Here is a 24,077-nt window from a genome sequence, read left to right as displayed (position 1 = left end):
GTCCGGGCCGGGCCTCCCTGTTCTCGGCCCGGAACCGGGCCGGGCCCCGGTACGTTTCCCGCACACCAGCCTTCCCCTGTCCCCTGGGAGCCCCCGCGATGACCACGGCCACCACCCGGAGCCACGAACGGCGGATCAGCCCCGTCTTCCTGGCGATCCTCGCCGTCATGGCCGTCACCGGCTGGGCGGTGTGGACGGACTTCGCCGCCCTGCCCGGGCTCGCGGTCTTCCTCTTCGTGACCTCGGCGTGGGTGGTGTCGCTCTGTCTGCACGAGTACGCGCACGCCAGGACCGCCCTGCACGGCGGGGACATCACGGTGGGCGCGAAGGGCTATCTGACCCTGAACCCGCTGAAGTACACGCACGCGGTGCTGAGCGTCGTGCTCCCGGTGCTCTTCGTGATCATGGGCGGGATCGGCCTGCCGGGCGGCGCGGTCTTCATCGAGCAGGGGCGGATCAAGGGCCGCTGGAAGCACAGCCTGATCTCGGCGGCGGGCCCGCTGGCGAACGTGCTCTTCGCGCTCGTGTGCACGGCCCCGTTCTGGCTGGACGCGCTGGACGGCGTGCCGCCGGCCTTCCGGTACGCGCTCGCGTTCCTGGCGTTCCTCCAGGTGACGGCGGCGCTCCTGAACATGCTGCCGGTGCCGGGGCTCGACGGCTACGGGGTGGTGGAGCCCTGGCTGTCGTACCGGGTGAAGCGGCGGATCGAGCCGTACGCGCCGTACGGCTTCTTCGTCGTGATCGCGCTGCTGTTCGTCCCGGCGGTCAACGGCGCCTTCTTCGACGCGATCGACGCGCTCATGCGGACCCTGGGCGTGCCGGAGCTGAGCCGGTACTGCGGTTCGCAGCTGTTCCGGTTCTGGGAGGGGACCCCGGAGTTCTGCGGGGTCTAGCCCCGGCTCAGCCCTGGGCGGAGGCGGCGGCCTTCTCGACCTTGGCGCGGCGGAGGTAGTACCAGGCCATGTTGGAGGAGAGGCCGGCCAGGAGGACCCAGACGATGCCGAGGAAGCTGCCCTGGACGAAGGAGACGACGGCCGCGGCGACGGCCAGGGCGCAGACCACGAGGGCGTAGAGGGCGAGGCGGGGCATGGGGGTCGGCTCCTGTCCGGTACGGATGGGTCTCGGTGCCCGTCCAGTGTCCCCCATGCCCGGAAGCGTCCGTTCTCCGGCTCGCCTCCCCGGCCCGGGCGGCCTCAGACGCCGGTGATCCGGAGGCCCGCGTGGGCCTTGTAGCGGCGGTTGACCGAGATCAGGTTGGCGACGAGCGACTCGACCTGGTGGGCGTTGCGCAGCCGGCCGGCGAAGACGCCCCTCATGCCGGCGATGCGGCCGGCGAGGGCCTGGACGATCTCCACGTCGGCGCGCTCCTCGCCGAGGACCATCACGTCGATGTCGATCTCGTCGACGGAGGCGTCCTGGAGGAGGACGGCGGAGAGGTGGTGGAAGGCGGCGGTGACCCGGGAGTCCGGGAGGAGCGCGGCGGCCTGCTCGGCGGCGGAGCCCTCCTCGGGCTTCAGGGCGTAGGCGCCCTTCTTGTCGAAGCCGAGCGGGTTGACGCAGTCCACGACGAGCTTGCCGGCCAGCTCCTCGCGCAGCGACTCCAGCGTCTTGGCGTGGCCGTCCCAGGGCACGGCGACGATCACGACGTCGCTGCGGCGGGCGGTCTCGGCGTTGTCGGCGCCCTCGACGCCGTGGCCGAGCTCCGCGGCCGCCTCCCGGGCGCGGTCGGCGGCGCGGGAGCCGATGATCACCTTCTGGCCGGCCAGGGCGAACCGGTAGGCGAGGCCGCGGCCCTGCTCGCCGGTGCCGCCGAGGACGCCGACGACGAGTCCGGAGACGTCGGGGAGGTCCCAGGGGTCCTTGGCGGCCTTGGGGGCCTTGGCGGTGGGGTCCTGGGGTGCGCTGGAGGAAGTCATGGCCCCGACATTACCGACCGGTCGGACCGCCGGGGCGTTCCCCGTACGGGTGATCCCTTCGCGTTCGGCCGCGCGCGGGCCCGGCGTCGTACAGGATGCGTCCGCATGGATGCCGTACGGGTCGCGTTGCTGCGGGAAGTGCTCGCCGGGACGGAGTGGCCGGGGGCGGCCCGCCGGTTCGCGAAGGCGCTCCGGGGCTCGGTGGTCCCGCACGGCGGCGGGCTGCTCCTGGTGGGCACGGAGGAGTACGAGCCCTGGCACCTGGCGGCGCACCTGGTCGACGAGTCCGCCTGGTCGGGGCTGCCCGAGCTGGCGCCGACGCTGGTGCGGCACCGGGTGCGGCCGGGCGCCCCGGCGCACCTGGCGGTGGGTCTGGGGCGCCTGGAGGCGGCGGGGCGGGGGGCGACGCTCCTGATGGTGGCGCCGGAGCGGCCGGAGGCGGGGCTGCTCCAGCGGGTGCACGACGCCCGGCGGGCGGGGGCGACGGTGCTGACGCTCGACGGGGGCGATCCGGAGGTGCGGGGGCTCGCGCACGAGGCGCTCGCGGTGACGGAGGGGGCGGGGGTGGACCTGGACACGGTGCAGCACCTGGTGAGCGCGGCGGCCGGGGAGAACAGCCTGCCGTCGCCGCGCGGGAGCCGCCGCTTCCGGGACCGCCTCTCGGACCTGGCGGACCGGCTGACGGCCCCGCCGCCGAAGCGCTGGTAGGAAGCCGCGCCTCCGGGGCGGTGACCCGTACGGCCGGGGCGGTGGCCCGTACGGCCGGGGCTGCCCCGGCCCCGGTCCTCCGGCGGGGCTCACCGATAATCAGGTTGCCTTCAGCACCTTTCGGACGGAGCATGTCCCCTCGTGTCCCCCGCGCTCTCCAAGCTCGCCGCCGTTCTGCCCGATCTGGCGCCCTGGCGCGCCTCCCGCGACTTCCGGCTCCTGTGGGTGCAGGGGCTCGTGACGTTCTTCAGCAGCGCGATGGCGATGATCGCGCTGCCGCTCCAGATCAAGGAGCTGACGAACTCGCCGCTCGCGGTCGGGGCGATGGGCGCGGTCGAGCTGGTGCCGCTCGTGGTCTTCGGCCTGTACGGCGGGGCGCTCGCGGACGCGGTCGACCGGCGGCGGGTGATCCTGTGGACCGAGGCGGGCCTCGGCACGCTCGCCGTGGTCCTGCTGGTCAACGCGCTGCTGCCGGAGCCGATGCTCTGGCCGCTGTACGTGGTCGCGGCCTGCGTCTCGGCGCTGGCGGGGCTCCAGCGGCCCGCGCTCGACTCGCTGTTCGCCCGGATCGTGCCGCACGAGCACCAGACGGCGGCGGCCGCGCTGAACTCGCTGCGGTGGCAGATGGGCGCCATCGCGGGTCCCTCGATCGCGGGTCTGGTCGTGGCCTTCGCCGGGCACGCGCCCGCGTACGGGGTGACGGCCTGCGGCTTCGCGGTCTCGGTCCTGATGTGCCGGCGCCTCTCGCCCGCGCCGCCCGCGCACGACGCGGAGAAGCCGTCGCTGCGGGGCATCGCGGAGGGCGCGCGGTACGCCTGGTCGCGGCCGGTGCTGCTCGGCACGTACGCGGTGGACCTGGCGGCGATGTTCTTCGCCTTCCCGAACACGATCTTCCCGTTCCTCGCGGACGAGCTGGACGCGGACTGGTCGCTGGGCCTGATGTACGCGGCGGGCTCGGTGGGCTCGCTGGTCCTCGGCCTGACCAGCGGCTGGACCTCGAAGGTGCGGCGGCACGGGCTGCTGGTGGCCGGGGGCGCGACGGCCTGGGGCCTGGCGATCGCGGCGGCCGGCTGGTTCGGGAACGTGTGGCTGGTGCTGCTCTGCCTGGCCTTCGCGGGCGCGGGCGACATGCTGAGCGGTCTGGGCCGCTCGACCATCTGGAACCAGACGATCCCGGAGGAGCTGCGCGGCCGGCTCGCCGGCATCGAGGTGCTCTCGTACAGCGTCGGTCCGCAGCTGGGCCAGGTGCGGGCGGGCGTGATGGCGGGCTGGACCGGCACCCGGACGGCGATCTGGACGGGCGGCGTGGCCTGCGTGGCCTCGGTGGGCCTGCTCTGCCTGGCGCTGCCGAAGCTCCTGACGTACGACTCCGAGACCGACGCGGACTCGCTGCGGCGCCGGGCGCAGCAGGAGGCGGCCGGGAAGGCCCGCGCGGAGGCCGCCGACACCGCCTGAGCGGTACCGGCGGCGTGCGCCCGTCCGGGGTCACCCCTCGCGGGGCCCGGTCATTCGGGGGACTCGTCCTTCTTCCCGCCGGCGTCGTGCCAGCGCGGGTCGGTCTCCCACTCCAGGTTCCGCTCGCGGGCGGTCTCCATGGCGTGGGAGGCCTCCTCACGGGTGGTGTACGGGCCGAAACGGTTCTTCGAGGGGCATTCGGGGCCTTCCTCGACCTTCTTGTGCTCCAGGCAGTAGTACCACTCGCCCGGTTTGCCCGCGGTGCGCTTCTTGAACAGGGCCATCGTCGGCTCCTTCCTCCGAGGATCATGGTGCCCCAGACCCGGTCGTTACACTCGCTGGCATGTCTGGCCAGTCGCTTCTCGTACCGGGGGAGCTCTCCCCCCACCGCTCCGTTCCGGGTTCCATCCGCCGCCCCGAGTACGTCGGGAAGCCCGCACCGACCCCGTACACCGGGCCCGAGGTGCAGGATTCCGACACGATCGAGCGGATGCGGATCGCCGGCCGCATCGCCGCGCAGGCGATGGAGGAGGCCGCCAAGCACATCGCCCCCGGCGTCACCACCGACGAGCTCGACCGGGTCGCGCACGAGTTCATGTGCGACCACGGCGCCTACCCCTCCACCCTCGGCTACCGCGGCTTCCCGAAGTCGCTGTGCGCCTCGGTCAACGAGGTCATCTGTCACGGCATCCCGGACTCCACGGTGCTGCGGGACGGCGACATCGTGAACCTGGACGTCACGGCGTACATCAACGGCGTCCACGGCGACAACAACGCCACCTACCTCTGCGGCGACGTCGACGAGGAGTCCCGGCTGCTCGTGGAGCGGACCCGGGAGGCCCTGAACCGGGCGATCAAGGCGGTGAAGCCGGGCCGCCGGATCAACATCGTCGGGCGGGTCATCGAGTCGTACGCCAAGCGCTTCGGCTACGGGGTCGTGCGCGACTTCACCGGGCACGGCATCAACTCGTCGTTCCACTCCGGCCTGATCGTGCCGCACTACGACTCCCCGCACCACACGACCGAGATCAAGACCGGCATGACCTTCACCATCGAGCCGATGCTGACGCTCGGGACCCACGACTACGACATGTGGGACGACGGCTGGACCGTGGTGACCAAGGACCGCAAGCGGACGGCCCAGTTCGAGCACACGCTCGTGGTGACGGAGACCGGGGCGGAGATCCTGACCCTGCCCTGACGTTGCCCCGCCCCGGGAAGTGGGTAGCTTTTTTACCGACAGGACGTCGGGAACCAGTTGACTTAGGTAAGCCTAACTTGGCAGGATCGTCACTGGTTCCCGTCCCATCGGTCCCGGAGGCACGCCTTGGACACGCCCTTCTCGACGCTCATCCGCACGGCATCGCACGAGCAGCACACCGAAGCGGAGACGTCGTCCTTCATGGGTGACCTCCTGGGCGGGCGCCTCGGCGTCGACGCCTACGCGCGCTACACCGAGCAGCTCTGGTTCGTCTACCGGGCCCTGGAGGAGGGCGCGGAGGCGCTGCGCGAGGACCCGGTCGCCGGGCCGTTCATACAGCGCGAGCTCTTCCGCACGGACGCCCTGGAGCAGGACCTCGCCCATCTGCGGGGCCCGGACTGGCGCGACGGCCTCTCGCCGCTCCCCGCCACGGTGGCCTACGCCGAGCGGGTCGCCGAGTGCGCCCGCGACTGGCCCGCCGGCTACGTGGCCCACCACTACACGCGCTACCTGGGCGACCTGTCGGGCGGCCAGATCATCCGCGACAAGGCGGAGCGCACCTGGGGCTTCGCGCGCAAGGGCGACGGCGTCCGCTTCTACGTCTTCGAGGAGATCTCCAACCCGGCCGCGTTCAAGCGGGAGTACCGGGAGCTGCTCGACGGGGTGAACGCCGACGACCTGGAGAAGCAGCGGATCGTCGACGAGTGCAAGCGCGCCTTCGCCTTCAACAGCGCGGTCTTCCACCAGCTCGGGAGCGAGTTTCCGCTGAGCGCGTGACGTTGCGCGGGCTGTGTCCGCCCGGGAGGGGTCAGCGCGTGAGCGTGCCCTCCAGGCGGACCCGTCCGCCGAGTTCCACGATGCCGTCGGGGCCGGGGGCGGTGAGCAGCTGCGAACCCCGGCCCTGCGTGATGTTCAGGGCCCGTCCCAGCTCCGCCGTGAGCAGCAGCGCCGCCGCGCCGGTCGCCTCGTCCTCGTCGATGCCGTCGCCGCGCCCCGGGAAGGCCCGCGCCCTGATCCGCCCGGCGGCCTCCTCCTCCCAGGCCCAGGCGTAGACCCACTCCCCCGGTTCCGGGACCTCCAGCGCCTCCACCTCGGCGGCGGAGCCGTACCGGCGCAGGGTGCGGGGCGGGGCCCACTCCGCGCGCGCCTCGATCCAGGTGAACTCCCCGTCGCCGCGCACCCAGACCTCGCCGGCCGGCGGGTGGACGACCTCCAGGTCGAGCAGCCAGGCCGCGCCGACGAGCGGGTGCCCGGCGAACGGCAGGCGCAGGCCGGGCGTGTAGATGTCGACGAGCCCGCGCTCCGGGTCGTCCACGAACACCGTCTCGCTGAAGCCGAGCTCCTTGGCGAGCGCCTGCCGCGAGGACTCGTCGGGGTGGGTACGGGCGTCCCGTACGACCCCGAGGGGGTTGCCGTACCGGCCGTCGCCCGCACAGAAGACCCGCAGGACGTCGATGTCAGTGGCGGTCGTGTTCATGGCGGAATTCAACCACTCGTCCGCAAGGGGGCAGGGCCGCACCCGGATTCCGGGTGCGGCCCTGCCTGGTGGGGGGTGGCGGATCAGGAGGCCGTGCCGCGGCGCCGGGCCGCGACGACGACGGCCGCGCCGGCCGCGACGGTCAGGGCGGAGGCCCCGGCGAGGAGGCCGGTCGGGACGTCCGAACCGGTGGTGGCGAGGGATCCGGAGCCGCCGATCGAGCCGGCCCCTCCGGCGGTCCCGCCGCCGGCCGTGCCGCCGCCCGCCGTGCCGCCGCCGACGGTGCCGCCACCGCCGACCGTGCCACCGCCGCCGACGGTGCCGCCGCCCGTGGTGGACGAGCCGCCGTCACCGCCGGTGGAGCCGGTCGAGCCGGTGCCGCCGGAGCCGGAGGTGCCGCCGGTGGCCGGGGGCAGCGTGGCGTTCTGGTCGAGCGAGAACGAGACGGTCACCGGGTCCATCGCGGTGCCCGCCGGGTAGCCGCCCTGGCCGCCGGGGGCGGAGAAGCTGGCGGAGCCCGCCTCGGTCAGCTCGGCCGGGACGTCCGCGAGGGTGACGACCCCGCCCTTCGCCGCCCAGTCGGCCTTCGACAGGTCCAGGTCGACGAGCTCGACGTCGTCCTTGGTGCCGGTGGCGGAGGTGACGTCGGCGGTCAGGGTGCCGGCGGTGCCGGCCGCCTTCACCTTGAGGTCGGAGACGGTCCACTGGATGCCGTGCGCCTCGCAGACGAAGGCGAGCCTGCCGGAGAAGGCCGCCTCGGCCTTGCGGGCCTCGGCGTCGAGGTCGGCCTTGACGAAGCCGAAGTCGTAGGCCGCGCCGTTCTTCTTCGCACCGTCGGAGGCGGTGACGGTGCCGCCGCAGATCTCGCCGACGTACCGCTGCCAGCTCTCCTTCACGCCCCAGGTGAGCTTGCCGTTGACGACCTTGCCGGGACCCGCGGTCGGCGGGGCCGTGGTGGTGTCGGTCGGGGCCGGGCTGGTGGGCTCGGTGGTGGTCGGCGCCGGGCTGGTGGGCTCGGTCGTCGTCGGGGCCGGGGTCGTGGGCTCGGTCGTGGTCGGGGCCGGGGTCGTGGGCTCCGTGGTGGTCGGGTCCGGGGTCGGCTCGGTCGTCGTCGGCGCCGGAGTCGTCGGCTCGGTGGTCGTCGGCGTCGGCTCCGGAGTGGTCGGGTCCGGAGTCGGCTCCGTCGTCGTCGGGGCCGGGGTCGTGGGCTCCGTCGTCGTCGGCGTCGGCTCCGGAGTGGTCGGGTCCGGAGTCGGCTCGGTCGTGGACGGCGTCGGCTCCGGGGTCGGCGGCGTGGTGGGCGGGGTCGGCGGCGGAGTCGTCGGCCTGCTGCCCGCCTTCACCGTGAGGGTGGCCGCGTCGAGCGCGTCGCCCTCCTTGTAGAAGCCCGCGAACGCCTCCGCGCCCTCCTTCGTCAGCTTCGCCGGGATGTCCTTGAAGACCATGGCGCCGCCGGCGCCCTGACCGGGCCGGACGCCGGTCATGTCGAGGGCGGCGAAGGGGATGTCGGAGCGGGTGCTGAAGGAGCCGTCCTTCTCCTTGGTGACGACGTCGGCGGTGATCTCGCCGGTCGGGTCGGCCGCGCCCTTCGTCGACAGCCGGACGTCCGAGATGCGGATGTCCAGGGCGCCCTGGTGGGCCTCGAAGTGGACGCCGCCCTTGAAGGCGGTGGCGGTGCCGTGGGTCGCCGTGTCGTACGTGCCGACGCCGTCGACGAACGTGAACACGCCGTTGTTCGCGGCCTGCCGGGCGCCGTCCTCGACCGTGATCTTCCCGTGCGCGAAGGGCTGGGCCAGGTACGAGCGGAAGGACTGCTTGATGCCCCAGTCCAGGGTGCCGTCGATCAGCGGCAGCGGCGGCGCGCCCTCGGCCGCGGCGGGCAGGGCGAGGGCGACGGCGCCCGTTCCCAGGGCGGCGGCCGTGGCGACGGCGGCGGCCAGGGTGACGGAACGGCGCATGGATATGGCCATGACGGATTCTCCTAGGGGTGCGCGGGCACGGGGGTGCGCGCGGAAGGGGGCCGCGCGGGGGCTGCGCGGCGGCGTTTCGGGAGCGCCGGGACGGCGGCGCGGGGCGGTGGTTCAGGGGAGGTTCAGGAGGGGGTTCAGGAGGTGGGGGCGTCCGTGCGGCGGCGGCGTACGGCGGCGAGGACCGCGAGCGCGGCGACCACGAGGACGCCCGCGCCGATCGCGAGGTACGTGCCGGTGGAGGGGCCGGAGGACGAGGCGGCGGCGGTGGCCGGGGCGGTCGTGGCCGGCTTCGCCGGGGCGGTGGTGGCGGGGGCCGTGGCCGGCGGGGTGGCCGCCGCGTCGCTGCCGAGGTCCGGGAGCGCGGGCAGCTTCGCCTTCTCGTCGACGGTGACGGCGAGCGAGACGGGGTCCATCGCGGTCCCTGCCTTGTACATCCCGCCGAAGGCCTTGGCGCCGCCCTCGGTGAGGGTGGCGGGGGCCTCGGTGACGGCGGCGAGGCCGTTCTCCGGGACGAGGCGCGGGGCGGCGAAGGTCACCAGCGGGACCGCCTTCTCGGTCCTGCCGGAGGTGGTGACGTCGGCGGCGAGGGTGCCCTTGCCGTCCTTCACGCGGACGGTCACCTTGCCGAGGGTGAGGTCGAGGTGGGTGCCGGTGAAGCGGACGCTGCCCGCGAAGGCGGCGTCGAGGACGCCGGCCTTCGGGTCGTACGTGCCCTTGCCGCCGGTGAAGCGGAAGAGCGCGCCGCCGTCCTGGGCTCCGTCGGCGAGGGTCCACTTGCCCTGGGCGATGGCGCCGGTGACGTACTCGCGGAAGGTGCGGCGGACGCCCCAGTCGACGGCGGCGGCCCGGAAGGAACCGGCGGCCTGCCCCGGCTTCTTCGAAGGCTCCGGGGACTTCGGGGGAGCCGGGGAGGGCGCGGCGGAGGTGGGTGCGGCGGTCGGCGCGGCGGTCGGCGTCTTCTGCCGGGGCGCGCGGACGTCGACGGAGAGGGAGACGGGGTCGAGCCGGGTGCCGGCCGGGTAGTAGCCGGCGAAGGCGGTGGCGCCCTGCGCGGTGAGGGTGGCGGGCACCCCGGCGAGGGCCACGGGGCTGCCGCCGCCGCGCATGTCGATGCCGCCGAGGTGCAGGGTCGCGAGCGGCACCTGCGAGGAGACGTTCGTGCGGCCGCTGCCCTTGGCCTTGCTGGCCATGTCGGCGTAGAGGGTGCCCTGTCCGCCCTGGATGCGGATCCGGGGGCGGCTGATGGTGAGGTCCAGCTCATTGGTGCCGTCCGCCTTGCGGTGGCCGGTGAAGCGGACTCCGCCGGAGAAGGCGGCCTCGAAGGCGCCGGTCTCCGGGTCGTACGAGCCGCGCGCGGAGTGGAAGCGGAACTGGCTGCCGCCGACCGTGGCGGCTCCGCCGGTGAGGCCCCAGCTTCCCTGCGCGATGGGCCCGGTGACGTAGCTCTGGAAGGAGGACTTGATGCCCCAGTCGAGCCGCCCGCCCTGCACCGTGCGGCTCTCCGCGTGTGCGGCGGGGGCCGGTACGAGGGCGGCGAGCAGCGCCGCGAACAGGGTCACGGCGAGCGCGCGGGCGGGTCTGGACAGCAGCATGGAACCCCTCCGAGGGCTAGCAACGTAGGTAAGGCTAACCTAAGGTATGTCGAGCTCCGGACGGAATCCCCCTGCCCCCGGGGACCCCGGGACCCGACCCGGCAGTACGAGCAGGACAAGCGGAACGAAGACAGGACGGTGTCCGGTGCGCAGAACTCGCCTCGCGGGAGCACTGACGGCAGTGCTCACCCTCGCCCTCGTGGCGACCGGCTGCGGAAGCGGGGACGGAGGGGGCGGCGCCCCCGCCGCGAAGCCGGCGGCCGCCCCCGACCGGGTCGAGCCGCTCGCCGCCCCGGCCGCGCCCCGCCTGCCCGTCACGGTCGACTCGGCCGACGGCCGGAAGGTCGCCGTCGCCTCCACCGAGCGGATCGTCCCGCTCAGCGGCTCCCTCAGCGAGATCGTCTTCACCCTCGGCCTCGGCGACCGGGTCGTCGCCCGGGACATCACCGCCACCTTCGAACAGGCGGAGAAGCTCCCGGTGGTGACCCGCGCCCACGACGTCTCCGCCGAGAGCGTCCTCTCCCTGAAGCCCACCCTCGTCATCGCCGAGGGCACCACGGGACCGGCCGAGGCGATCGAGCAGATCCGCGACGCGGGCGTGCCCCTCGTCGTCGTGAAGCCGGCCAAGTCCCTCGCCGACGTCGGCACCCGCATCGACGCGGTCGCCGCCGCCCTCGGCGTGCCCGACTCCGGCACCGCCCTGCGCACCCGTACCCAGGAGCGGATCGACGCCGTGCGGAAGGGGATCCCGGGCCACGCGGAGAAGCCCCGGGTGGCCTTCCTCTACGTGCGCGGCTCGGCCGCCGTCTATCTGCTCGGCGGCGCCGAGTCCGGCGCCTCCTCCCTGCTCGAAGCGGCCGGCGCGGTCGACGCGGGCAAGGAGTCGGGCCTGGTCAAGGACTTCACCCCGATCACCAGCGAGGCCCTGGCGAAGGCCGCGCCCGACGCGATCCTCGTCATGAGCAAGGGCCTGGAGTCGGTCGGCGGCGTCGACGGCCTGGTGAAGATCCCCGGCGTCGCCGAGACCCCGGCCGGCGTCGACCGCCGGGTGGTCACCGTCGACGACGGCGTCCTCCTCAACTACGGGCCGCGCACCGACCTGGTGCTCGACTCCCTGGTCGACCAGCTGTACGGGAAGAAGAAGTGACCGCGCTCCAGGAGACCCCCGCGGTGTCCAAGCCGTCCGGCGCGGCCCCGGCCGCGCGGCCCGCCCGGCGCGGCCGGGCCACCGTCCTCACCCTCTCCCTGGTCGGCGCCCTGCTGCTCCTCGCGCTCCTGTCCGCCGGGATCGGGGCGTACGAGATCCCGCTCGGGGACGTCCTCGCCTCGCTCCAGCACCGGGCCGGGCTCGGCGGGCACGCGCTCGACCGCACGGCCGAGAGCGTCCTGTGGAACATCCGGCTGCCCCGGGTCGTCCTCGCCGTCCTGGTCGGCGCCTCCCTGGGGTGCGCGGGCGCCCTGATGCAGGGCGTGTTCGGCAATCCGCTCGCCGAGCCCGGCGTCATCGGCATCTCCTCGGGCGCGGCCGTCGGCGCGGTCGGCGCCATCGCGCTCGGCCTCTCCCTCTTCGGCAACTGGACGGTGACGGTCTGCGCGTTCGTCGGCGGCCTGGTGACCGTGCTGGTCGTGTACGCCATGTCCCGGTCGGGCGGGCGTACGGAAGTGGTGACGCTGATCCTCACCGGCATCGCGGTGACCGCGTTCGCGGGCGCGCTCATCGGCCTCTTCATCTTCTTCGCCGACAACGCGCAGATCAGCCAGATCACGTTCTGGCAGCTCGGCTCGCTCGCCCAGGCCACCTGGCCGAAGGTCCTCGCCGTCCTGCCGTGCGCGCTGGTCGGTCTGCTCGTCGCCCCCTTCTACGCCCGCCGGCTGGACCTGCTCGCGCTCGGCGAGCGGCCCGCGCGCCACCTGGGCGTGGACGTGGAGCGGATGCGGATCGCCCTGATCCTGGTGGTGGCGCTGCTCACGGCGGCGGCGGTCGCGGTGTCCGGCATCGTCACCTTCGTCGGCCTGGTGATCCCGCACGTCCTGCGCATGGTGAACGGGCCGGGCCACCGCTTCCTGGTCCCCGGCAGCGCGCTGGGCGGCGCGGTCGCCCTGACGGCCGGAGACCTGGCGGCCCGGACGGTCGCGGCCCCGGCCGAACTCCCCCTGGGTGTCCTCACCGCCCTCATCGGCAGCCCCTTCTTCTTCTGGCTGCTGCGCAGGACCCGTCGCAAGCAAGGTGGTTGGGCATGACGTCCGTACTGTTCCGGGGGCGCCTCCCGCGCCGGCACCCGCGCGAGCTGCCCGTCCCCGCCGCGCCCGGCACCCTGGTCGCCGAGGCTTCCGGGGTACGGATCGAGCGGGGGCGGCGGGCCGTGCTCGACGGCGTCGGGATCGGGGTGCGGGCCGGGGAGGTCCTCGCCCTGGTGGGCCCGAACGGCGCCGGGAAGTCGACGCTGCTCGCCGCCCTCACCGCCGATCTCGCCCCGAGCGCCGGGGAGATACGGATCGGGGGGCGGCCCGCGGCCGGCTGGACGGCGGGCGAGCTCGCCCTGCGCCGCTCCGTGCTGCCGCAGGACGCCACGCTGTCCTTCCCGTTCCCCGTCGCCGAGGTGGTGCGGATGGGCAGGGCGCCCTGGGCCGGGACCGTCCGGGAGGACGAGGACGAGGAGGCGGTCGCGGAGGCGATGGCGGCCACCGAGACCGGGGAGTTCGCCGGGCGCCCGTTCTCCGCGCTGTCCGGCGGCGAGCGGGCCCGGGTGGCCCTCGCCCGCGTCCTGGCCCAGCGGACCGGCCTCCTGCTGCTCGACGAGCCGACGGCCGCCCTGGACCTGCGCCACCAGGAACTGGTCCTGCGGGTCTGCCGGGAGCGGGCGGCCGCCGGGGTCGCCGTGGTGGTGGTCCTGCACGACCTGGGTCTCGCCGCCGCCCACGCCGACCGGGTCGGGGTGCTGCACGACGGCCGGATCGCGGTGGAGGGTCCCCCCTCGGAGGTCCTCGGGGAGGAGCTCCTGAGCCGGGTGTACCGGCAGCCGGTGGAGGTGTTCCCGCACCCCCGGACCGGGGTCCCCCTCGTCGTGCCCGTACGGCATCCGGAGACGGGGAACCCGCCCTCCTTGACCCGCCCTTGACCGGTCCGTGAACCGTCCCTGGAACCGCCGTGACCCGGCCGTGTCCGGTGCGCCGGAGATGAGAGGCGGATCACCGGCCGGGCCGTTCTGACCGAGGTAAGCCTCGGCTAAGTTGGCTCCGCCCCGGTCCCGTTCCGCGTCGTTCCTGGAGTGCCCATGCGAGCCGTCCGCCTCTCCGCCGTCACCGCCGCAGCGACCGCGGCGGCCCTGGCCGCCGTCACGGGATGCGCCGAGAAGGGCGGCGGCGACGCCAAGGACGGTGCGGTGACCGTCGTCGCCAAGGACGACTCCTGCACGGTGTCGACGACGGAGTTCCCGGCCGGGCACGTGCGGCTGAACATCGAGAACCGGGGCTCCAAGGTCACCGAGGTCTACGTCCTCTACCCGGACGACCGGATCGTCACCGAGCGCGAGAACATCGGCCCCGGCACCCGGGCCTCGCTGACCGCCGAGATCAAGGCCGGCGACTACGCGATCGCCTGCAAGCCCGGCATGACGGGCGCCGGCATCCGGCAGGCGGTCAGGGTCACCGGCGACGGCGCCACCGGCACGAAGCGCTCCCCCGAGATGGACGCCGCCGTCTCCGCCTACCGCCAGTACGTCCAGGCGCAGGCCGAGCAGACCCTCCCCAGGGCGAAGGTGTTCACCGACGCCGTCCGCGCCGGGGACGTCGAGGGCGCCAAGAAGGCGTACGCCCCCTCCCGCATCGGCTGGGAGCGCACCGAGCCGGTCGCGGAGTCCTTCGGCGACATCGACCCCAAGGTGGACGTCCGCGAGGACGGCCTGGAGGAGGGCCAGGACCCGGTGAAGGACTGGACCGGCTGGCACCGCCTGGAGAAGGCGCTCTGGCAGGACGGGAAGATCACCGCCCGGGAGAAGCAGCTCGCGGACACCCTGGACGAGGACCTCGCGGACTGGGTGAAGCGGGTCGGCCGGGCCGAGATCACCCCGACCTCCATGGCCAACGGTGCCAAGGAGCTCCTGGACGAGGTCGCCACCGGCAAGGTCACCGGCGAGGAGGAGCGCTACTCCCACACCGACCTGGTCGACTTCAAGGCGAACGTCGAGGGCGCGCAGAAGTCCTTCGACCTGCTGAAGCCGGTCGCCGCCAAGAACGACCCGAAGCTGGTCGCCCGGCTCGACGAGCGGTTCGCCGCCCTGAACGCGCTGCTCGACAAGTACCGCCGGGACAAGGGCGGTTACGACTTCACCCCGTACGACAAGGTCGGCAAGGAGCAGCGCAAGGAGCTGTCGGACGGCGTCAACGCGCTGGCCGAGCCGCTCTCGAAGCTCGCCGCCGCCGTCGTCAAGTAGCCGGGGGTCCCGCATGAGTGAGGCCACCCCGCCCTCCCGGCGCGCGGTCATCGGCTGGGGCGGTGCCGGGCTCGCGCTCGGCGCCGCCGCGGCCGGCGGGGCCGCCGCCCTGACCCGGGGCGGCGCGGTCCCGGCGGCCGGGGCGGGCGGGGCCGTGCCCTTCCACGGCCCGCACCAGGCCGGCATCGCCACCCCCGTGCAGGACCGGCTGCACTTCGCCGCCTTCGACGTGACGACGAAGGACCGCGCGGAGCTGGTGCGGCTGTTGCAGGACTGGACGCGGGCCGCCGAGCGGCTGACGGCCGGTGCCGAGGTCGGCGCGGGGGCGTACGGCGGGCTGCCCGAGGCCCCGCCGGACGACACCGGCGAGGCCCTCGGCCTCAAGCCCTCCCGGCTCACCCTCACGATCGGCTTCGGGCCCTCGCTCTTCGACGGGCGCTTCGGCCTGGAGGACCGGCGGCCCGGCGCCCTGGTCGACCTGCCCCGCTTCCCCGGCGACGACCTGGACCCGGCGCGCAGCGGCGGCGACCTGTGCGTCCAGGCCTGCGCGGACGACCCGCAGGTCGCCGTGCACGCCGTCCGCAACCTGGCCAGGATCGGCTTCGGCGGGGTCGCCGTGCGCTGGTCCCAGCTGGGCTTCGGCAAGACGTCCTCGACGACCCCGGACGCGCAGACCCCGCGCAACCTCTTCGGCTTCAAGGACGGCACCCGGAACGTCGCCGGCACCGACACCGCCCGGCTCGACGCGCACGTGTGGGTCTCCGGGAAGGACGCGGAGGGCCCGGCGGCCTGGATGGACGGCGGCTCGTACCTGGTCGCCCGGCGCATCCGGATGAACGTCGAGACCTGGGACCGGACGTCCCTGGCCGAGCAGGAGGACGTCTTCGGCCGCGACAAGCGCGAGGGCGCGCCCGCGGGGAGGGCGAAGGAGCACGACGAGCCGTTCCTGAAGGCGATGAAGCCGGACTCCCACGTCCGGCTCGCCCACCCGGACACCAACCGGGGCGCGACGATGCTGCGCCGGGGATACTCGTTCACCGACGGCACGGACGGCCTCGGGCGGCTGGAGGCGGGGCTGTTCTTCCTCGCGTACCAGCGGGACGTCCGCACCGGCTTCGTCCCGGTGCAGACCTCGCTGGCCCGCACCGACGCGCTCAACGAGTACGTCCGGCACGTGGGTTCGGCGGTCTTCGCGGTTCCTCCGGGCGTCCGCGACCGCGACGACTGGTGGGGCCGGGCCCTGTTCACGTGACACCAGGAGGGGGAAAGCCGTGTTCGGCAACTATCTGATCGGCCTGCGCGAGGGTCTGGAGGCCAGTCTGATCGTCTGCGTCCTCGTCGCGTACCTGGTGAAGACCGGGCGCCGGGACGCGCTGCGGCCGGTGTGGACGGGCGTCGGCGTGGCCGTCGGCGTGTCCCTCGCCTTCGGCGCCGTCCTGGAGTTCGGCTCCCGGGAGCTGACCTTCGAGGCGCAGGAGCTGCTCGGCGGCTCGCTGTCGATCGTCGCGGTGGTCCTGGTGACCTGGATGGTCTTCTGGATGCGGCGGACGGCCCGGCACCTGAAGGACGAGCTGCACGGGAAGCTGGACGCGGCGCTCGTCATGGGCACGGGCGCGCTGGTCGTCACCGCCTTCCTCGCGGTGGGCCGCGAGGGCCTGGAGACGGCGCTGTTCGTGTGGGCGTCGGTGCGGGCCTCGTCGGACGGCACGGCCGCCCCGCTCGCCGGGGTCCTCCTCGGCCTGCTCACGGCGGTCCTCCTGGGGTGGCTGTTCTACCGGGGCGCGGTGCGGATCGACCTGGCGAGGTTCTTCACCTGGACCGGCGGGATGCTGGTCGTGGTGGCGGCGGGCGTCCTCGCGTACGGCGTGCACGACCTCCAGGAGGCGCGCTTCCTCGGCGGCCTCGCGGACAAGGCCTTCGACGTCTCGGCGGCGGTGCCGCCGGACAGCTGGTACGGCACGCTCCTCAAGGGCGTCTTCAACTTCCAGCCGGACCCGACGGTCCTTCAGGTCACGGTGTGGGCGCTGTATCTGGTCCCGGCGCTCGCGCTGTTCCTGGCCCCGATAGGGTCGGGTCCGTCCGCGCGGGTGAAGAAGCAGAAGGCGACCGATGAGCAGGCTGAGGGTGGGGCGAGCGCCGGGACGACCGCGTGAGCGGTGGCCGGCGCGACCGGTGAGGCTGCTCGCGGCGACGGCCGCCGTGACCGCCCTGGCGCTGACGGCGGGCGGCTGCGTGACGGTGCACGGCGAGCTGGCGATCGTGTCGCCGGCGACGGAGGCCGAGGCGGCGAAGGCCCTGGCGGACTTCACGAGCGCCTTCAACCGCGCCGACAAGGCGTACGACCCGGCCCTCGACGCGGACCACGTCACCGGGCCGCTCGGGGCGATCAACCAGGCGGGGCTGCGCGCCCGCGCGGTGAGCAGCCCCGGCGGCAACGCGAAGCACCAGCCGCTGGAGCTGACGGACGCGCGCTTCCTGCTGCCCCGCAAGGCGGGCTGGCCGCGCTGGTTCGTCGCGGACACCGACTCCAACCGGGACGTCGACCAGGGGTCGAAGGACCAGCGCTGGCTGCTGGTCTTCGTGCGCAACGGCCCCCAGGAGCGCTGGGAGGCCGCTTACCTGAGCATCCTCGACGCGGACGAGCTGCCCGCGTTCGCCGAGGAGGAGGGGCACGCGGTGCCCGTCGACACGGACGACGACGCGCTGGCGGTCGCGCCCGGGAAGCTGGGCGCGGAGTACGTCGCGTATCTGCGGGACGGGAAGCCGGGGCCGTTCGCGGCCGGGCCGCACACCAGCGGGTGGCGGGCGCAGCGGGAGAAGGCCGCCGAGCGGCCGGGCCTCGCCACCCAGTACGTGGACCGGACCGCCGACCGGGGGGACTTCGCGCCGCTGGGGCTGCGGACCCGGGACGGGGGCGCGCTCGTCTTCTTCGCGACCCGGTACTTCGAGCGGCAGACGGCGGCGCCGGGCTACCGGCCCAAGGTGCCCCGGGACGTGAAGGCGCTGATGACGGGCGAGGTCAAGAACACGGTCACCCGGGAGTGGGTGTCCAGCCAGTCCGTCCTGGTGAAGCCGGCGGGCACGACCCGGGACGGGGTCGCGATCACGGGCCGGCTCCAGGGCGTGGTGGGCGCGGTGGGCTCGTAACGCTCCGGACCGTCCGGCCTCCGGCCCGTACGGCCCCGGGTCGGCGGGTCAGCGGGTCAGCGGCCAGGCGATCTCGTGGGCCGCGTGCTCGCCGTCGCCGTCCGCGCCGCGCTCGGCCGCGTGGCGGGCGCAGGCGTCCTGGAGGGTCTCCAGGAGGTTCAGCGGGTCGGGCAGCGGGTGCTCGGGGCCGCGGATCCAGGAGACGACCGGATGGGCGTCCTCGTCGCCGGGGAGCCGGGCCGGGGGGACGAGGACGTAGCTGCCGCGGCAGTGCCAGCGGAGCCCCGGGTGCTCGTCCATGGTCTCGGGGTGGCAGTCGAGCTCACAGGGCCACCACTCGTCCTCGTCCTCGGGGGTGCCCCGGGTGGCGGTGAAGAAGAGCATCCGGCCGCCGTCGGGGCCCTCGGCCGGGGACTCGGCGAGCGGGCCGACCTCGACGCCCTCGGCGAGGAGGCGCTCCAGGGCGGCGCGGCCGGCGGCCAGCGGCACGTCGAGGACGTCGTGGACCATGCCGGTGGCGGTGACGAAGTTCGCCCGGGGCTCGTTGCGGGCCCAGCGCTCGATCTGGCCGCGGTCGGTGGTCGACTGGGTCTGCCAGGCGAAGGAGACGGGGTGCCGGGCGGGGGTGGGACAGCCGATCCGCTCGCAGGAACAGCTGTAGCCGACGGGATACGCGGCGGGGGCCAGGGGCAGCCCGGCGGCGGCGACGGCCAGGAGGAGCTTCTCGCGGTCGTTCCCGTCCTCGGCCGCGTCGCGTTTGGGACGCCTGCGCAGCCACTGCGCGAGTCTGCTCTCCGTGCCGCGGTAGCGGCCGATGCCGTCGCCCATCTATCCCCTCACAACCTCGCGCTCGCCCGTTCGGCTCTGCCCATGGTCCCACCATCCTGCGCCCCGGGTGACCGGAGTGCGGAACCGGGGTGGCCGCCGGGCCCTCAGGCCCTCGGCGCGAGGCCCCGCAGGACGTGGTCGACCAGGGAGTCCGCGTAGGCGTGGGTGAGCGGCAGGGTGCGGTGGATCCACCGGTGGTGGAGCGGCCCGACCAGGAGTTCGACGGCGAGGCGGGGATCGGTGCCGGGGTCGACGTCACCGGCCTCCCGGGCCGCCTCGATGCGGCGGACGTAGTACTGGAGCTGGGGTTCGAGCAGCGCTTCGGTGAAGCGGGCGCCGAGGTCGGGGTCGACGATCCCCTCGGCGGCGAGGGCGCGGGTGGGGGCCTCGAAGACGGGGTCGTTCATCTCGTCGACGGTGGCGCGCAGGACCTGCTTCAGGTCGGCGGCGAGGTCGCCGGTGTCGGGGATCTCACTTCCGGCGTCGGCGCCCGCGGCCTGCTGGGCCCGGACCTGGAGGTCGAGGAAGGCGTCGAGGAGGACGGCCGCCTTGGAGGGCCACCAGCGGTAGATGGTCTGCTTGCCGACGCCGGCGCGGGCGGCGATGCCCTCGATGGTGGTCTTCGCGTAGCCGCTCTCGGAGACGAGGGCGAGGGCGGCGTCGAAGATGGCGCGGCGGGAGCGCTCGCTGCGGCGGGAGGCGTCGGGGACGGCCTTGGCGGCGGCCTCGGACGCGGCCTCGGGCAGGGGTGCGGACTTGGGCTCGGGCATGGGGTCAATCTAGCAGCAGACGAGACGTTACGTCTCGCTACGGTGGATGGTCATCGAACCACCCGAACGGTCCACTGCGCGCGGGGCCCCGAGGGCGGACCATGGGGTCCACCGCATCGCGGCCTTTCCGCCCGTCCGCCCGTGAGGAGCCCTTCTTGCGCACCACTCCGCGCTCGCCCTCGCCCCGCCGTTACCTGATGTGCCCACCCGCGCACTTCACGGTGACGTACTCCATCAACCCCTGGATGGACCCCACGAAACCGGTCGACCCCCGGCTCGCCCTCGCCCAGTGGGAGGACCTGCGGGACCGCTACCGCGCACTCGGCCACACCGTGGAGGTCCTGGACCCGGACCCGGCGCTCCCGGACATGGTCTTCGCGGCGAACGGCGCGACCGTCGTCGGGGGCCGGGCCCTCGGCGCGAGGTTCGCCTATCCGGAGCGCGCGGCCGAGGCCGACGCGCACCTGGACTGGTTCCGCCGCCACGGCTGGGCCGAGGAGGACCTGCGGGTCCCGCAGCACGTGAACGAGGGCGAGGGCGACTTCGCCGTCACCGCCTCCTGGATCCTCGCCGGGCGCGGCTTCCGGGCCAGTCCGCTGTCGCACGGCGAGGCGCAGGAGTTCTTCGGGCGGCCGGTGATCGGCCTGGACCTGGTGGACCCGCGCTACTACCACCTGGACACGGCGCTGTGCGTCCTGGACGACGCCGGGGACGAGGTCATGTACTACCCGGCCGCCTTCTCCCCCGGCAGCCGGGCGGTGCTGGCCCGGCTCTTCCCGGACGCCCTGATCGCGACGGAGGAGGACGCGGCGGCCTTCGGGCTCAACGCGGTGAGCGACGGACGGAACGTCCTGCTGCCGCAGGCGGCGGTGGGCCTCTTCGACCCGCTCCGCGAGCGGGGCTTCGAGCCGGTCGGCATGGACCTGAGCGAGCTCCTCAAGGGCGGCGGCAGCGTGAAGTGCTGCACCCAGGAGCTGCGGCCTTAACGCCCGCGCGAAGCGCGCCGCCGCCCTCGCGGGGGCGGCGGCGCGCCGGGCCTCCGGGCCCCGATCCGCCGGACAGGCCCTAGTCGAGGTCCCCGTCCGTCTCCGGCGGCCACGGGTCGCCCCACTCCGCGTCGCGGGCCTGCTTGTAGAGGGGTCCGTGGCGCTTGGTGACGGTGTCGCGGGAGAGGCCCTCGGCGTCGCAGAGGTCGAACTGGACCAGGCCCTTGCGGATCTGCGGCCTGCGGACGATCCGGGCGGCCGCCGGGGCCACCGGGAACCGGGTGGCGGCCACGTACGCGTACTTCTCGTCCTCGTACGGCAGCGAACCGCCCTTCACCTTCCGGTGCAGCGAGGAGCGGCTGACCCGGGCCGCGAAGTGGCACCAGTCCGTGCCGGGCGCGATCGGGCAGGCCCCGCTGTGCGGGCAGGGCGCGGCGACGGTGAACCCGGCGCCGACGAGCAGGGCGCGGGCCGCGATGATCCGCTCGTAGCCGTCGGGGGTGCCCGGCTCGACCACGACGACCGCCTGCGCGGCGCGGGCCGCCTCGGTGACGAGTGAGGCGCGGTCGGCCTCGGTCAGCTCCTTGAGGACGTACGAGACGGTGACCAGGTCCGTGTCGGCGAGGCGCAGCGCGCCGCCGATCCGCTCGCGCCGCCACTCCGCGTCGAGGACGCCGCCGGCCAGCTCGCGGCCGAGCGCGAGGGCGGGCTCGGCCCAGTCGAGGACGGTGGTGCGGGGCGGCCGTCCGCCCCAGGCCTCCGCGACGGCCCAGCTCGCCGCGCCCGTACCGCCGCCGACGTCGGTGTGGGTGCGCGGCTCCCAGTCGGGCGCGGCGTCCCGCAGGGCGCCCAGGGCGCCCCGTACCGCCTCGAAGGTCGCCGGCATCCGGTACGCGGCGTACGCGGTGACGTCGGAGCGGTCGCGGAGCACGGGGGCGTCGGTCGGGGTGGTGCCCCGGTAGTGGGCGATCAGCCGCTCGACGGCCCGGGCGGCCCGCTGGGGCGGCAGGCCGTCGAGGAGCCCGGCGAGGGCGGCGCGCAGGGTGTCGGCGGAGGGGGCGGAGGCGTTCACCACGGCAGTCTAGGCGGCCGGGCCCGGCGCCTTCCCCGCCTGCGCCGCGCCCGCTCCGGGGGCCGCCCGCCACGGGCGGCACAGGCCCAGGAAGCAGGCCAGGGCGAGGACGGCGCAGGTGAGCTGGACGACGGCCATCGGGACGGCCGTGTGCTCGCCCGCGATGCCGACGAGCGGGGAGGCGACGGCGCCGACGAGGAAGGAGGTGGTGCCGAGGAGGGCGGAGGCGGACCCGGCGGCGTGCGGGGTGCGCATCAGGGCCTGGGCGTTGGTGTTCGGCATCGCGAGGCCCATCGCGGACATCAGGACGAAGAGTCCGGCGGCCACGGGCACGAGTCCGGCCTTCCCGAAGACCCCGCTGGTCATGAGGAGCAGCGCGAGGGCGGCGAGGAGGATGACCGCGAGGCCCCAGCCGAGCACCTTGTCGAGGCTGACGCGGCCGACGAGGAGCTTGCCGTTGATCTGGCCGACGGCGACGAGGCCGATGGAGTTGAGGCCGAAGAGCAGGCTGAAGGTCTGCGGCGAGGCGCCGTAGATCTCCTGGACGACGAACGGGGACGCCGAGATGTAGGCGAAGAGGACGGCGAAGGCGAGGCCGCCGGTCAGCATGTAGCCGGTGAAGACCCGGTCCGCGAGGAGTCCCCGCATGGTGCGCAGGGCCTGGCCGACCCCGCCCTCGTGGCGGCGCTCCGGCGGCAGCGTCTCGGCGAGGAAGCGGTGGACGACCAGGGTGAGCAGGACGCCGACGCCGGTGAGGACGTGGAAGACGCCCCGCCAGTCGGTGATCCGCAGGATCTGCCCGCCGATGAGGGGGGCGACGATCGGGGCGACGCCGGAGATCAGCATCAGGGTGGAGAAGAAGCGGGCCATCTCGACGCCGTCGTAGAGGTCGCGGACGACGGCGCGGGCGATGACGATCCCGGCGGCGCCCGCGAGGCCCTGGAGCAGCCGGAAGCCGATGAGGGTCTCGGCGGTGGGCGCGAGGGCGCAGACGGCGGTGGCGAGGACGTACACGATCATGCCGGCGAGCAGCGGGCGGCGGCGGCCCCACTTGTCGCTCATGGGGCCGACGACGAGCTGGCCCAGGGCCATGCCGGCGAGGCAGGCGGTGAGGGTGAGCTGGATGGTGGCGGCGGGCGCGTGCAGCGCGCCGGTGACCTCCGGCAGGGCCGGGAGGTACATGTCCATGGAGAGCGGGGGGAGGGCGGTGAGGCCGCCCAGGACGAGGGTGACGAGCAGACCGGTCCGCCGGGCGGCGGCGACGCCGGGGGCGGCGGGCGCGGGGGCGGCGGGGTCGGCGGTCGCGGCGGGGACACCGGCGGCGGCGAGGGCGCCGGGCGCGTCGGGAGCGACGGGCGTGTCGGAGGCGACGGGCATGTCGGAAGCGACGTGCGCCGTTTCGTTTATGTTCCCCTGTGTTGTTTTCTGACCGCTCTCCGGCATCGACCGCTCCATTTCGTTGAAACCTTGCCTATGCTCTCAGCTCGACCGGCATGGTCGAGACCTCTGCGAGACGGGTGGGGAACATGAGTGGGACGGTGCGCTGGGGGATCCTGGCGACGGGCGGCATCGCGGAGCGGTTCACCACCGACCTGCTGACGCTCGACGACGCCGAGGTGGTGGCGGTGGCCTCCCGCAGCGAGGCGCCCGCGAAGGCCTTCGCGGAGCGGTTCGGGATACCGAGGGCGTACGGGGAGTGGGCCGGGCTCTTCGCCGACGAGGACGTCGACGTGGTGTACGTGGCGACCCCGCACCACGCGCACCGGACGGCGGCCGGCCTCGCCCTGGAGGCGGGCAAGGCGGTGCTCTGTGAGAAGGCCCTCACCCTCAACGCCCGGGAGGCGGCGGAGCTGGTCGCCCTCGCCCGGGACCGGGGCCTCTTCCTGATGGAGGCCATGTGGATGTACTGCAACCCGCTGATCCGGCGGATCGCGGAGCTGGTGCGGGACGGGGCGGTCGGCGAGGTCCGCACGGTCCAGGCGGACTTCGGGCTCGCGGGCCCGTTCGGGGCGGACCACCGGCTGCGGGACCCGAAGACGGGCGGCGGGGCGCTGCTCGACCTGGGGGTGTACCCGGTGGCGTTCGCGCAGCTGCTGCTCGGCGAGCCGGACTCGGTCCAGGCGCACGCGCTGCTCTCCCCCGAGGGCGTCGACCTGAACACGGCGATGCTGCTGGGCTGGTCCGGCACGGGCGCGTCGGCCCTGCTGTCCTGCTCGATCGCCGCGGACACCCCGCTGACGGCCTCGGTGACGGGCTCCCTGGGCCGGATCGACGTGCCGCGCGGCTTCTTCTTCCCCGAGCGGTTCACCCTGCACCGGAACGGCGCCGAGCCGGAGGAGTTCGTCGCGGAGGCCGACCCGCACGGCTTCCGGCACGAGGCCGCCGAGGTGATGCGCTGCCTGCGGGCGGGCGAGCGGGAGTCCCCGCTGGTGCCGCTGGACGGCTCGCTCGCGGTGATGCGGACGCTCGACGCGGTGCGGGACCGCGTCGGCGTCCGCTATCCCGGGGAGTGACTCCCGTAC

The 24,077-nt window shown here is 74.3% G+C and carries 24 protein-coding genes; 14 read left to right on the top strand and 10 right to left on the bottom strand.

Annotated elements, in window-relative coordinates; translation table 11 throughout:
• Nucleotides 1-98: 98 nt before the first annotated feature.
• The gene (locus tag ACIQVI_RS10585) at nt 99-893 is read left to right on the top strand and encodes a site-2 protease family protein (protein WP_403593657.1); all 795 of its coding nucleotides are present in this window, start codon (nt 99-101) and stop codon (nt 891-893) included.
• A gap of 7 nt (nt 894-900) precedes the next feature.
• Here ACIQVI_RS10585 and ACIQVI_RS10580 read toward each other — a convergent pair whose 3' ends face one another.
• Complete coding sequence (locus ACIQVI_RS10580) at nt 901-1,146, bottom strand: hypothetical protein (protein ID WP_351970461.1); 246 nt, start codon at nt 1,144-1,146, stop codon at nt 901-903.
• Between the two features lie 47 nt (nt 1,147-1,193).
• The gene (gene npdG, locus ACIQVI_RS10575; protein ID WP_403593654.1) at nt 1,194-1,916 is read right to left on the bottom strand and encodes an NADPH-dependent F420 reductase; all 723 of its coding nucleotides are present in this window, start codon (nt 1,914-1,916) and stop codon (nt 1,194-1,196) included.
• Between the two features lie 105 nt (nt 1,917-2,021).
• Between npdG and ACIQVI_RS10570 the strand changes: the two genes are divergently transcribed.
• A complete protein-coding gene (locus ACIQVI_RS10570; protein ID WP_403593651.1) occupies nt 2,022-2,624 on the top strand; it encodes a hypothetical protein in 603 nt (200 codons plus the stop codon).
• Nucleotides 2,625-2,765: 141 nt separating this feature from the next.
• Nucleotides 2,766-4,079 (top strand): MFS transporter, encoded by a 1,314-nt coding sequence (locus ACIQVI_RS10565; protein ID WP_351970458.1) that lies wholly within the window; start codon nt 2,766-2,768, stop codon nt 4,077-4,079.
• A gap of 50 nt (nt 4,080-4,129) precedes the next feature.
• Here the strand turns inward: ACIQVI_RS10565 and ACIQVI_RS10560 are convergent, their stop codons facing one another.
• Entirely contained in the window at nt 4,130-4,363 is a 234-nt protein-coding gene (locus ACIQVI_RS10560; protein ID WP_121832841.1) for a hypothetical protein, read from the bottom strand.
• A gap of 59 nt (nt 4,364-4,422) precedes the next feature.
• Here ACIQVI_RS10560 and map point away from each other — a divergent pair, with 59 nt between their 5' ends.
• Both map and ACIQVI_RS10550 read left to right on the top strand, forming a co-directional pair.
• Nucleotides 4,423-5,280 carry a type I methionyl aminopeptidase gene (gene map, locus ACIQVI_RS10555; RefSeq protein WP_121832840.1) on the top strand — a complete coding sequence of 286 codons (858 nt, stop codon included), beginning with the start codon at nt 4,423-4,425 and terminating at the stop codon, nt 5,278-5,280.
• A 126-nt stretch (nt 5,281-5,406) separates the two neighbouring features.
• The gene (locus ACIQVI_RS10550; protein ID WP_351970457.1) at nt 5,407-6,057 is read left to right on the top strand and encodes a biliverdin-producing heme oxygenase; all 651 of its coding nucleotides are present in this window, start codon (nt 5,407-5,409) and stop codon (nt 6,055-6,057) included.
• Between the two features lie 31 nt (nt 6,058-6,088).
• Here ACIQVI_RS10550 and ACIQVI_RS10545 read toward each other — a convergent pair whose 3' ends face one another.
• The 3 genes from ACIQVI_RS10545 to ACIQVI_RS10535 form a co-directional block, all read right to left on the bottom strand.
• The gene (locus ACIQVI_RS10545; protein ID WP_403593646.1) at nt 6,089-6,757 is read right to left on the bottom strand and encodes a PhzF family phenazine biosynthesis protein; all 669 of its coding nucleotides are present in this window, start codon (nt 6,755-6,757) and stop codon (nt 6,089-6,091) included.
• 83 nt (nt 6,758-6,840) lie between these two features.
• A complete protein-coding gene (locus tag ACIQVI_RS10540; RefSeq protein ID WP_403593644.1) occupies nt 6,841-8,727 on the bottom strand; it encodes an HtaA domain-containing protein in 1,887 nt (628 codons plus the stop codon).
• Nucleotides 8,728-8,861: 134 nt separating this feature from the next.
• Nucleotides 8,862-10,319, bottom strand: a complete 1,458-nt coding sequence (locus ACIQVI_RS10535; protein WP_351970454.1) for an HtaA domain-containing protein — start codon at nt 10,317-10,319, stop codon at nt 8,862-8,864.
• Nucleotides 10,320-10,464: 145 nt separating this feature from the next.
• Between ACIQVI_RS10535 and ACIQVI_RS10530 the strand changes: the two genes are divergently transcribed.
• The 7 genes from ACIQVI_RS10530 to ACIQVI_RS10500 all read left to right on the top strand — a co-directional run bounded on the left by ACIQVI_RS10530 (nt 10,465) and on the right by ACIQVI_RS10500 (nt 17,899).
• Nucleotides 10,465-11,466, top strand: coding sequence for an ABC transporter substrate-binding protein (locus tag ACIQVI_RS10530; protein WP_351970453.1), 1,002 nt, complete (start codon nt 10,465-10,467; stop codon nt 11,464-11,466).
• Nucleotides 11,463-12,560 (top strand): FecCD family ABC transporter permease, encoded by a 1,098-nt coding sequence (locus tag ACIQVI_RS10525; RefSeq protein WP_403593640.1) that lies wholly within the window; start codon nt 11,463-11,465, stop codon nt 12,558-12,560. The genes ACIQVI_RS10530 and ACIQVI_RS10525 overlap by 4 nt, the downstream gene beginning before the upstream one ends.
• On the top strand, nt 12,557-13,438 hold the full coding sequence (locus ACIQVI_RS10520; RefSeq protein ID WP_403593638.1) for a heme ABC transporter ATP-binding protein: 882 nt from the start codon (nt 12,557-12,559) through the stop codon (nt 13,436-13,438). The genes ACIQVI_RS10525 and ACIQVI_RS10520 overlap by 4 nt, the downstream gene beginning before the upstream one ends.
• A 156-nt stretch (nt 13,439-13,594) precedes the next feature.
• Nucleotides 13,595-14,752, top strand: a complete 1,158-nt coding sequence (efeO, locus tag ACIQVI_RS10515; protein ID WP_403593635.1) for an iron uptake system protein EfeO — start codon at nt 13,595-13,597, stop codon at nt 14,750-14,752.
• 13 nt (nt 14,753-14,765) lie between these two features.
• Complete coding sequence (gene efeB, locus ACIQVI_RS10510) at nt 14,766-16,004, top strand: iron uptake transporter deferrochelatase/peroxidase subunit (RefSeq protein WP_403593632.1); 1,239 nt, start codon at nt 14,766-14,768, stop codon at nt 16,002-16,004.
• A gap of 19 nt (nt 16,005-16,023) precedes the next feature.
• The gene (gene efeU / locus ACIQVI_RS10505) at nt 16,024-16,905 is read left to right on the top strand and encodes an iron uptake transporter permease EfeU (protein WP_403593629.1); all 882 of its coding nucleotides are present in this window, start codon (nt 16,024-16,026) and stop codon (nt 16,903-16,905) included.
• Nucleotides 16,862-17,899 (top strand): hypothetical protein, encoded by a 1,038-nt coding sequence (locus ACIQVI_RS10500; protein ID WP_403593626.1) that lies wholly within the window; start codon nt 16,862-16,864, stop codon nt 17,897-17,899. The genes efeU and ACIQVI_RS10500 overlap by 44 nt, the downstream gene beginning before the upstream one ends.
• Before the next feature lie 48 nt (nt 17,900-17,947).
• Here the strand turns inward: ACIQVI_RS10500 and ACIQVI_RS10495 are convergent, their stop codons facing one another.
• Together ACIQVI_RS10495 and ACIQVI_RS10490 are read right to left on the bottom strand one after the other, a co-directional pair.
• Nucleotides 17,948-18,727, bottom strand: a complete 780-nt coding sequence (locus tag ACIQVI_RS10495) for a bifunctional DNA primase/polymerase (RefSeq protein ID WP_351973915.1) — start codon at nt 18,725-18,727, stop codon at nt 17,948-17,950.
• Between the two features lie 104 nt (nt 18,728-18,831).
• Nucleotides 18,832-19,497: a TetR/AcrR family transcriptional regulator gene (locus ACIQVI_RS10490; RefSeq protein WP_351973914.1), complete on the bottom strand. Its 666-nt coding sequence runs from the start codon at nt 19,495-19,497 to the stop codon at nt 18,832-18,834.
• A 155-nt stretch (nt 19,498-19,652) separates the two neighbouring features.
• Between ACIQVI_RS10490 and ddaH the strand changes: the two genes are divergently transcribed.
• Nucleotides 19,653-20,483: a dimethylargininase gene (gene ddaH / locus ACIQVI_RS10485; RefSeq protein WP_403593621.1), complete on the top strand. Its 831-nt coding sequence runs from the start codon at nt 19,653-19,655 to the stop codon at nt 20,481-20,483.
• A gap of 79 nt (nt 20,484-20,562) precedes the next feature.
• Here ddaH and ACIQVI_RS10480 read toward each other — a convergent pair whose 3' ends face one another.
• Together ACIQVI_RS10480 and ACIQVI_RS10475 are read right to left on the bottom strand one after the other, a co-directional pair.
• The gene (locus ACIQVI_RS10480; RefSeq protein WP_403593618.1) at nt 20,563-21,555 is read right to left on the bottom strand and encodes a small ribosomal subunit Rsm22 family protein; all 993 of its coding nucleotides are present in this window, start codon (nt 21,553-21,555) and stop codon (nt 20,563-20,565) included.
• Between the two features lie 9 nt (nt 21,556-21,564).
• The gene (locus tag ACIQVI_RS10475) at nt 21,565-22,998 is read right to left on the bottom strand and encodes a Bcr/CflA family multidrug efflux MFS transporter (RefSeq protein WP_403594515.1); all 1,434 of its coding nucleotides are present in this window, start codon (nt 22,996-22,998) and stop codon (nt 21,565-21,567) included.
• 83 nt (nt 22,999-23,081) lie between these two features.
• Between ACIQVI_RS10475 and ACIQVI_RS10470 the strand changes: the two genes are divergently transcribed.
• The gene (locus tag ACIQVI_RS10470) at nt 23,082-24,068 is read left to right on the top strand and encodes a Gfo/Idh/MocA family protein (protein WP_403593615.1); all 987 of its coding nucleotides are present in this window, start codon (nt 23,082-23,084) and stop codon (nt 24,066-24,068) included.
• Nucleotides 24,069-24,077 lie beyond the last annotated feature (9 nt).

It is taken from the genome of Streptomyces sp. NPDC098101, assembly GCF_044760185.1.
Lineage (GTDB): Bacteria > Actinomycetota > Actinomycetes > Streptomycetales > Streptomycetaceae > Streptomyces.
Note: the sequence above shows the minus strand (reverse complement) of the source record. Positions and strands in the feature narration are given on the sequence as shown.

Bases quoted from the DNA above. Each gene is read 5' to 3' on its own strand.
- ACIQVI_RS10570 (WP_403593651.1), top strand. From the start codon at position 2,022: ATGGATGCCGTACGGGTCGCGTTGCTGCGGGAAGTGCTCGCCGGGACG.
- ACIQVI_RS10490 (WP_351973914.1), bottom strand. From the start codon at position 19,497: ATGCCCGAGCCCAAGTCCGCACCCCTGCCCGAGGCCGCGTCCGAGGCC.
- ACIQVI_RS10475 (WP_403594515.1), bottom strand. From the start codon at position 22,998: ATGCCGGAGAGCGGTCAGAAAACAACACAGGGGAACATAAACGAAACG.
- ACIQVI_RS10540 (WP_403593644.1), bottom strand. From the start codon at position 8,727: ATGGCCATATCCATGCGCCGTTCCGTCACCCTGGCCGCCGCCGTCGCC.
- npdG (WP_403593654.1), bottom strand. From the start codon at position 1,916: ATGACTTCCTCCAGCGCACCCCAGGACCCCACCGCCAAGGCCCCCAAG.
- efeO (WP_403593635.1), top strand. From the start codon at position 13,595: ATGCGAGCCGTCCGCCTCTCCGCCGTCACCGCCGCAGCGACCGCGGCG.
- ACIQVI_RS10495 (WP_351973915.1), bottom strand. From the start codon at position 18,727: ATGGGCGACGGCATCGGCCGCTACCGCGGCACGGAGAGCAGACTCGCG.
- ACIQVI_RS10520 (WP_403593638.1), top strand. From the start codon at position 12,557: ATGACGTCCGTACTGTTCCGGGGGCGCCTCCCGCGCCGGCACCCGCGC.
- ACIQVI_RS10535 (WP_351970454.1), bottom strand. From the start codon at position 10,319: ATGCTGCTGTCCAGACCCGCCCGCGCGCTCGCCGTGACCCTGTTCGCG.
- efeB (WP_403593632.1), top strand. From the start codon at position 14,766: ATGAGTGAGGCCACCCCGCCCTCCCGGCGCGCGGTCATCGGCTGGGGC.
- ACIQVI_RS10500 (WP_403593626.1), top strand. From the start codon at position 16,862: ATGAGCAGGCTGAGGGTGGGGCGAGCGCCGGGACGACCGCGTGAGCGG.
- ACIQVI_RS10585 (WP_403593657.1), top strand. From the start codon at position 99: ATGACCACGGCCACCACCCGGAGCCACGAACGGCGGATCAGCCCCGTC.
- ACIQVI_RS10560 (WP_121832841.1), bottom strand. From the start codon at position 4,363: ATGGCCCTGTTCAAGAAGCGCACCGCGGGCAAACCGGGCGAGTGGTAC.
- ACIQVI_RS10545 (WP_403593646.1), bottom strand. From the start codon at position 6,757: ATGAACACGACCGCCACTGACATCGACGTCCTGCGGGTCTTCTGTGCG.
- ACIQVI_RS10470 (WP_403593615.1), top strand. From the start codon at position 23,082: ATGAGTGGGACGGTGCGCTGGGGGATCCTGGCGACGGGCGGCATCGCG.
- map (WP_121832840.1), top strand. From the start codon at position 4,423: ATGTCTGGCCAGTCGCTTCTCGTACCGGGGGAGCTCTCCCCCCACCGC.
- ACIQVI_RS10580 (WP_351970461.1), bottom strand. From the start codon at position 1,146: ATGGGGGACACTGGACGGGCACCGAGACCCATCCGTACCGGACAGGAG.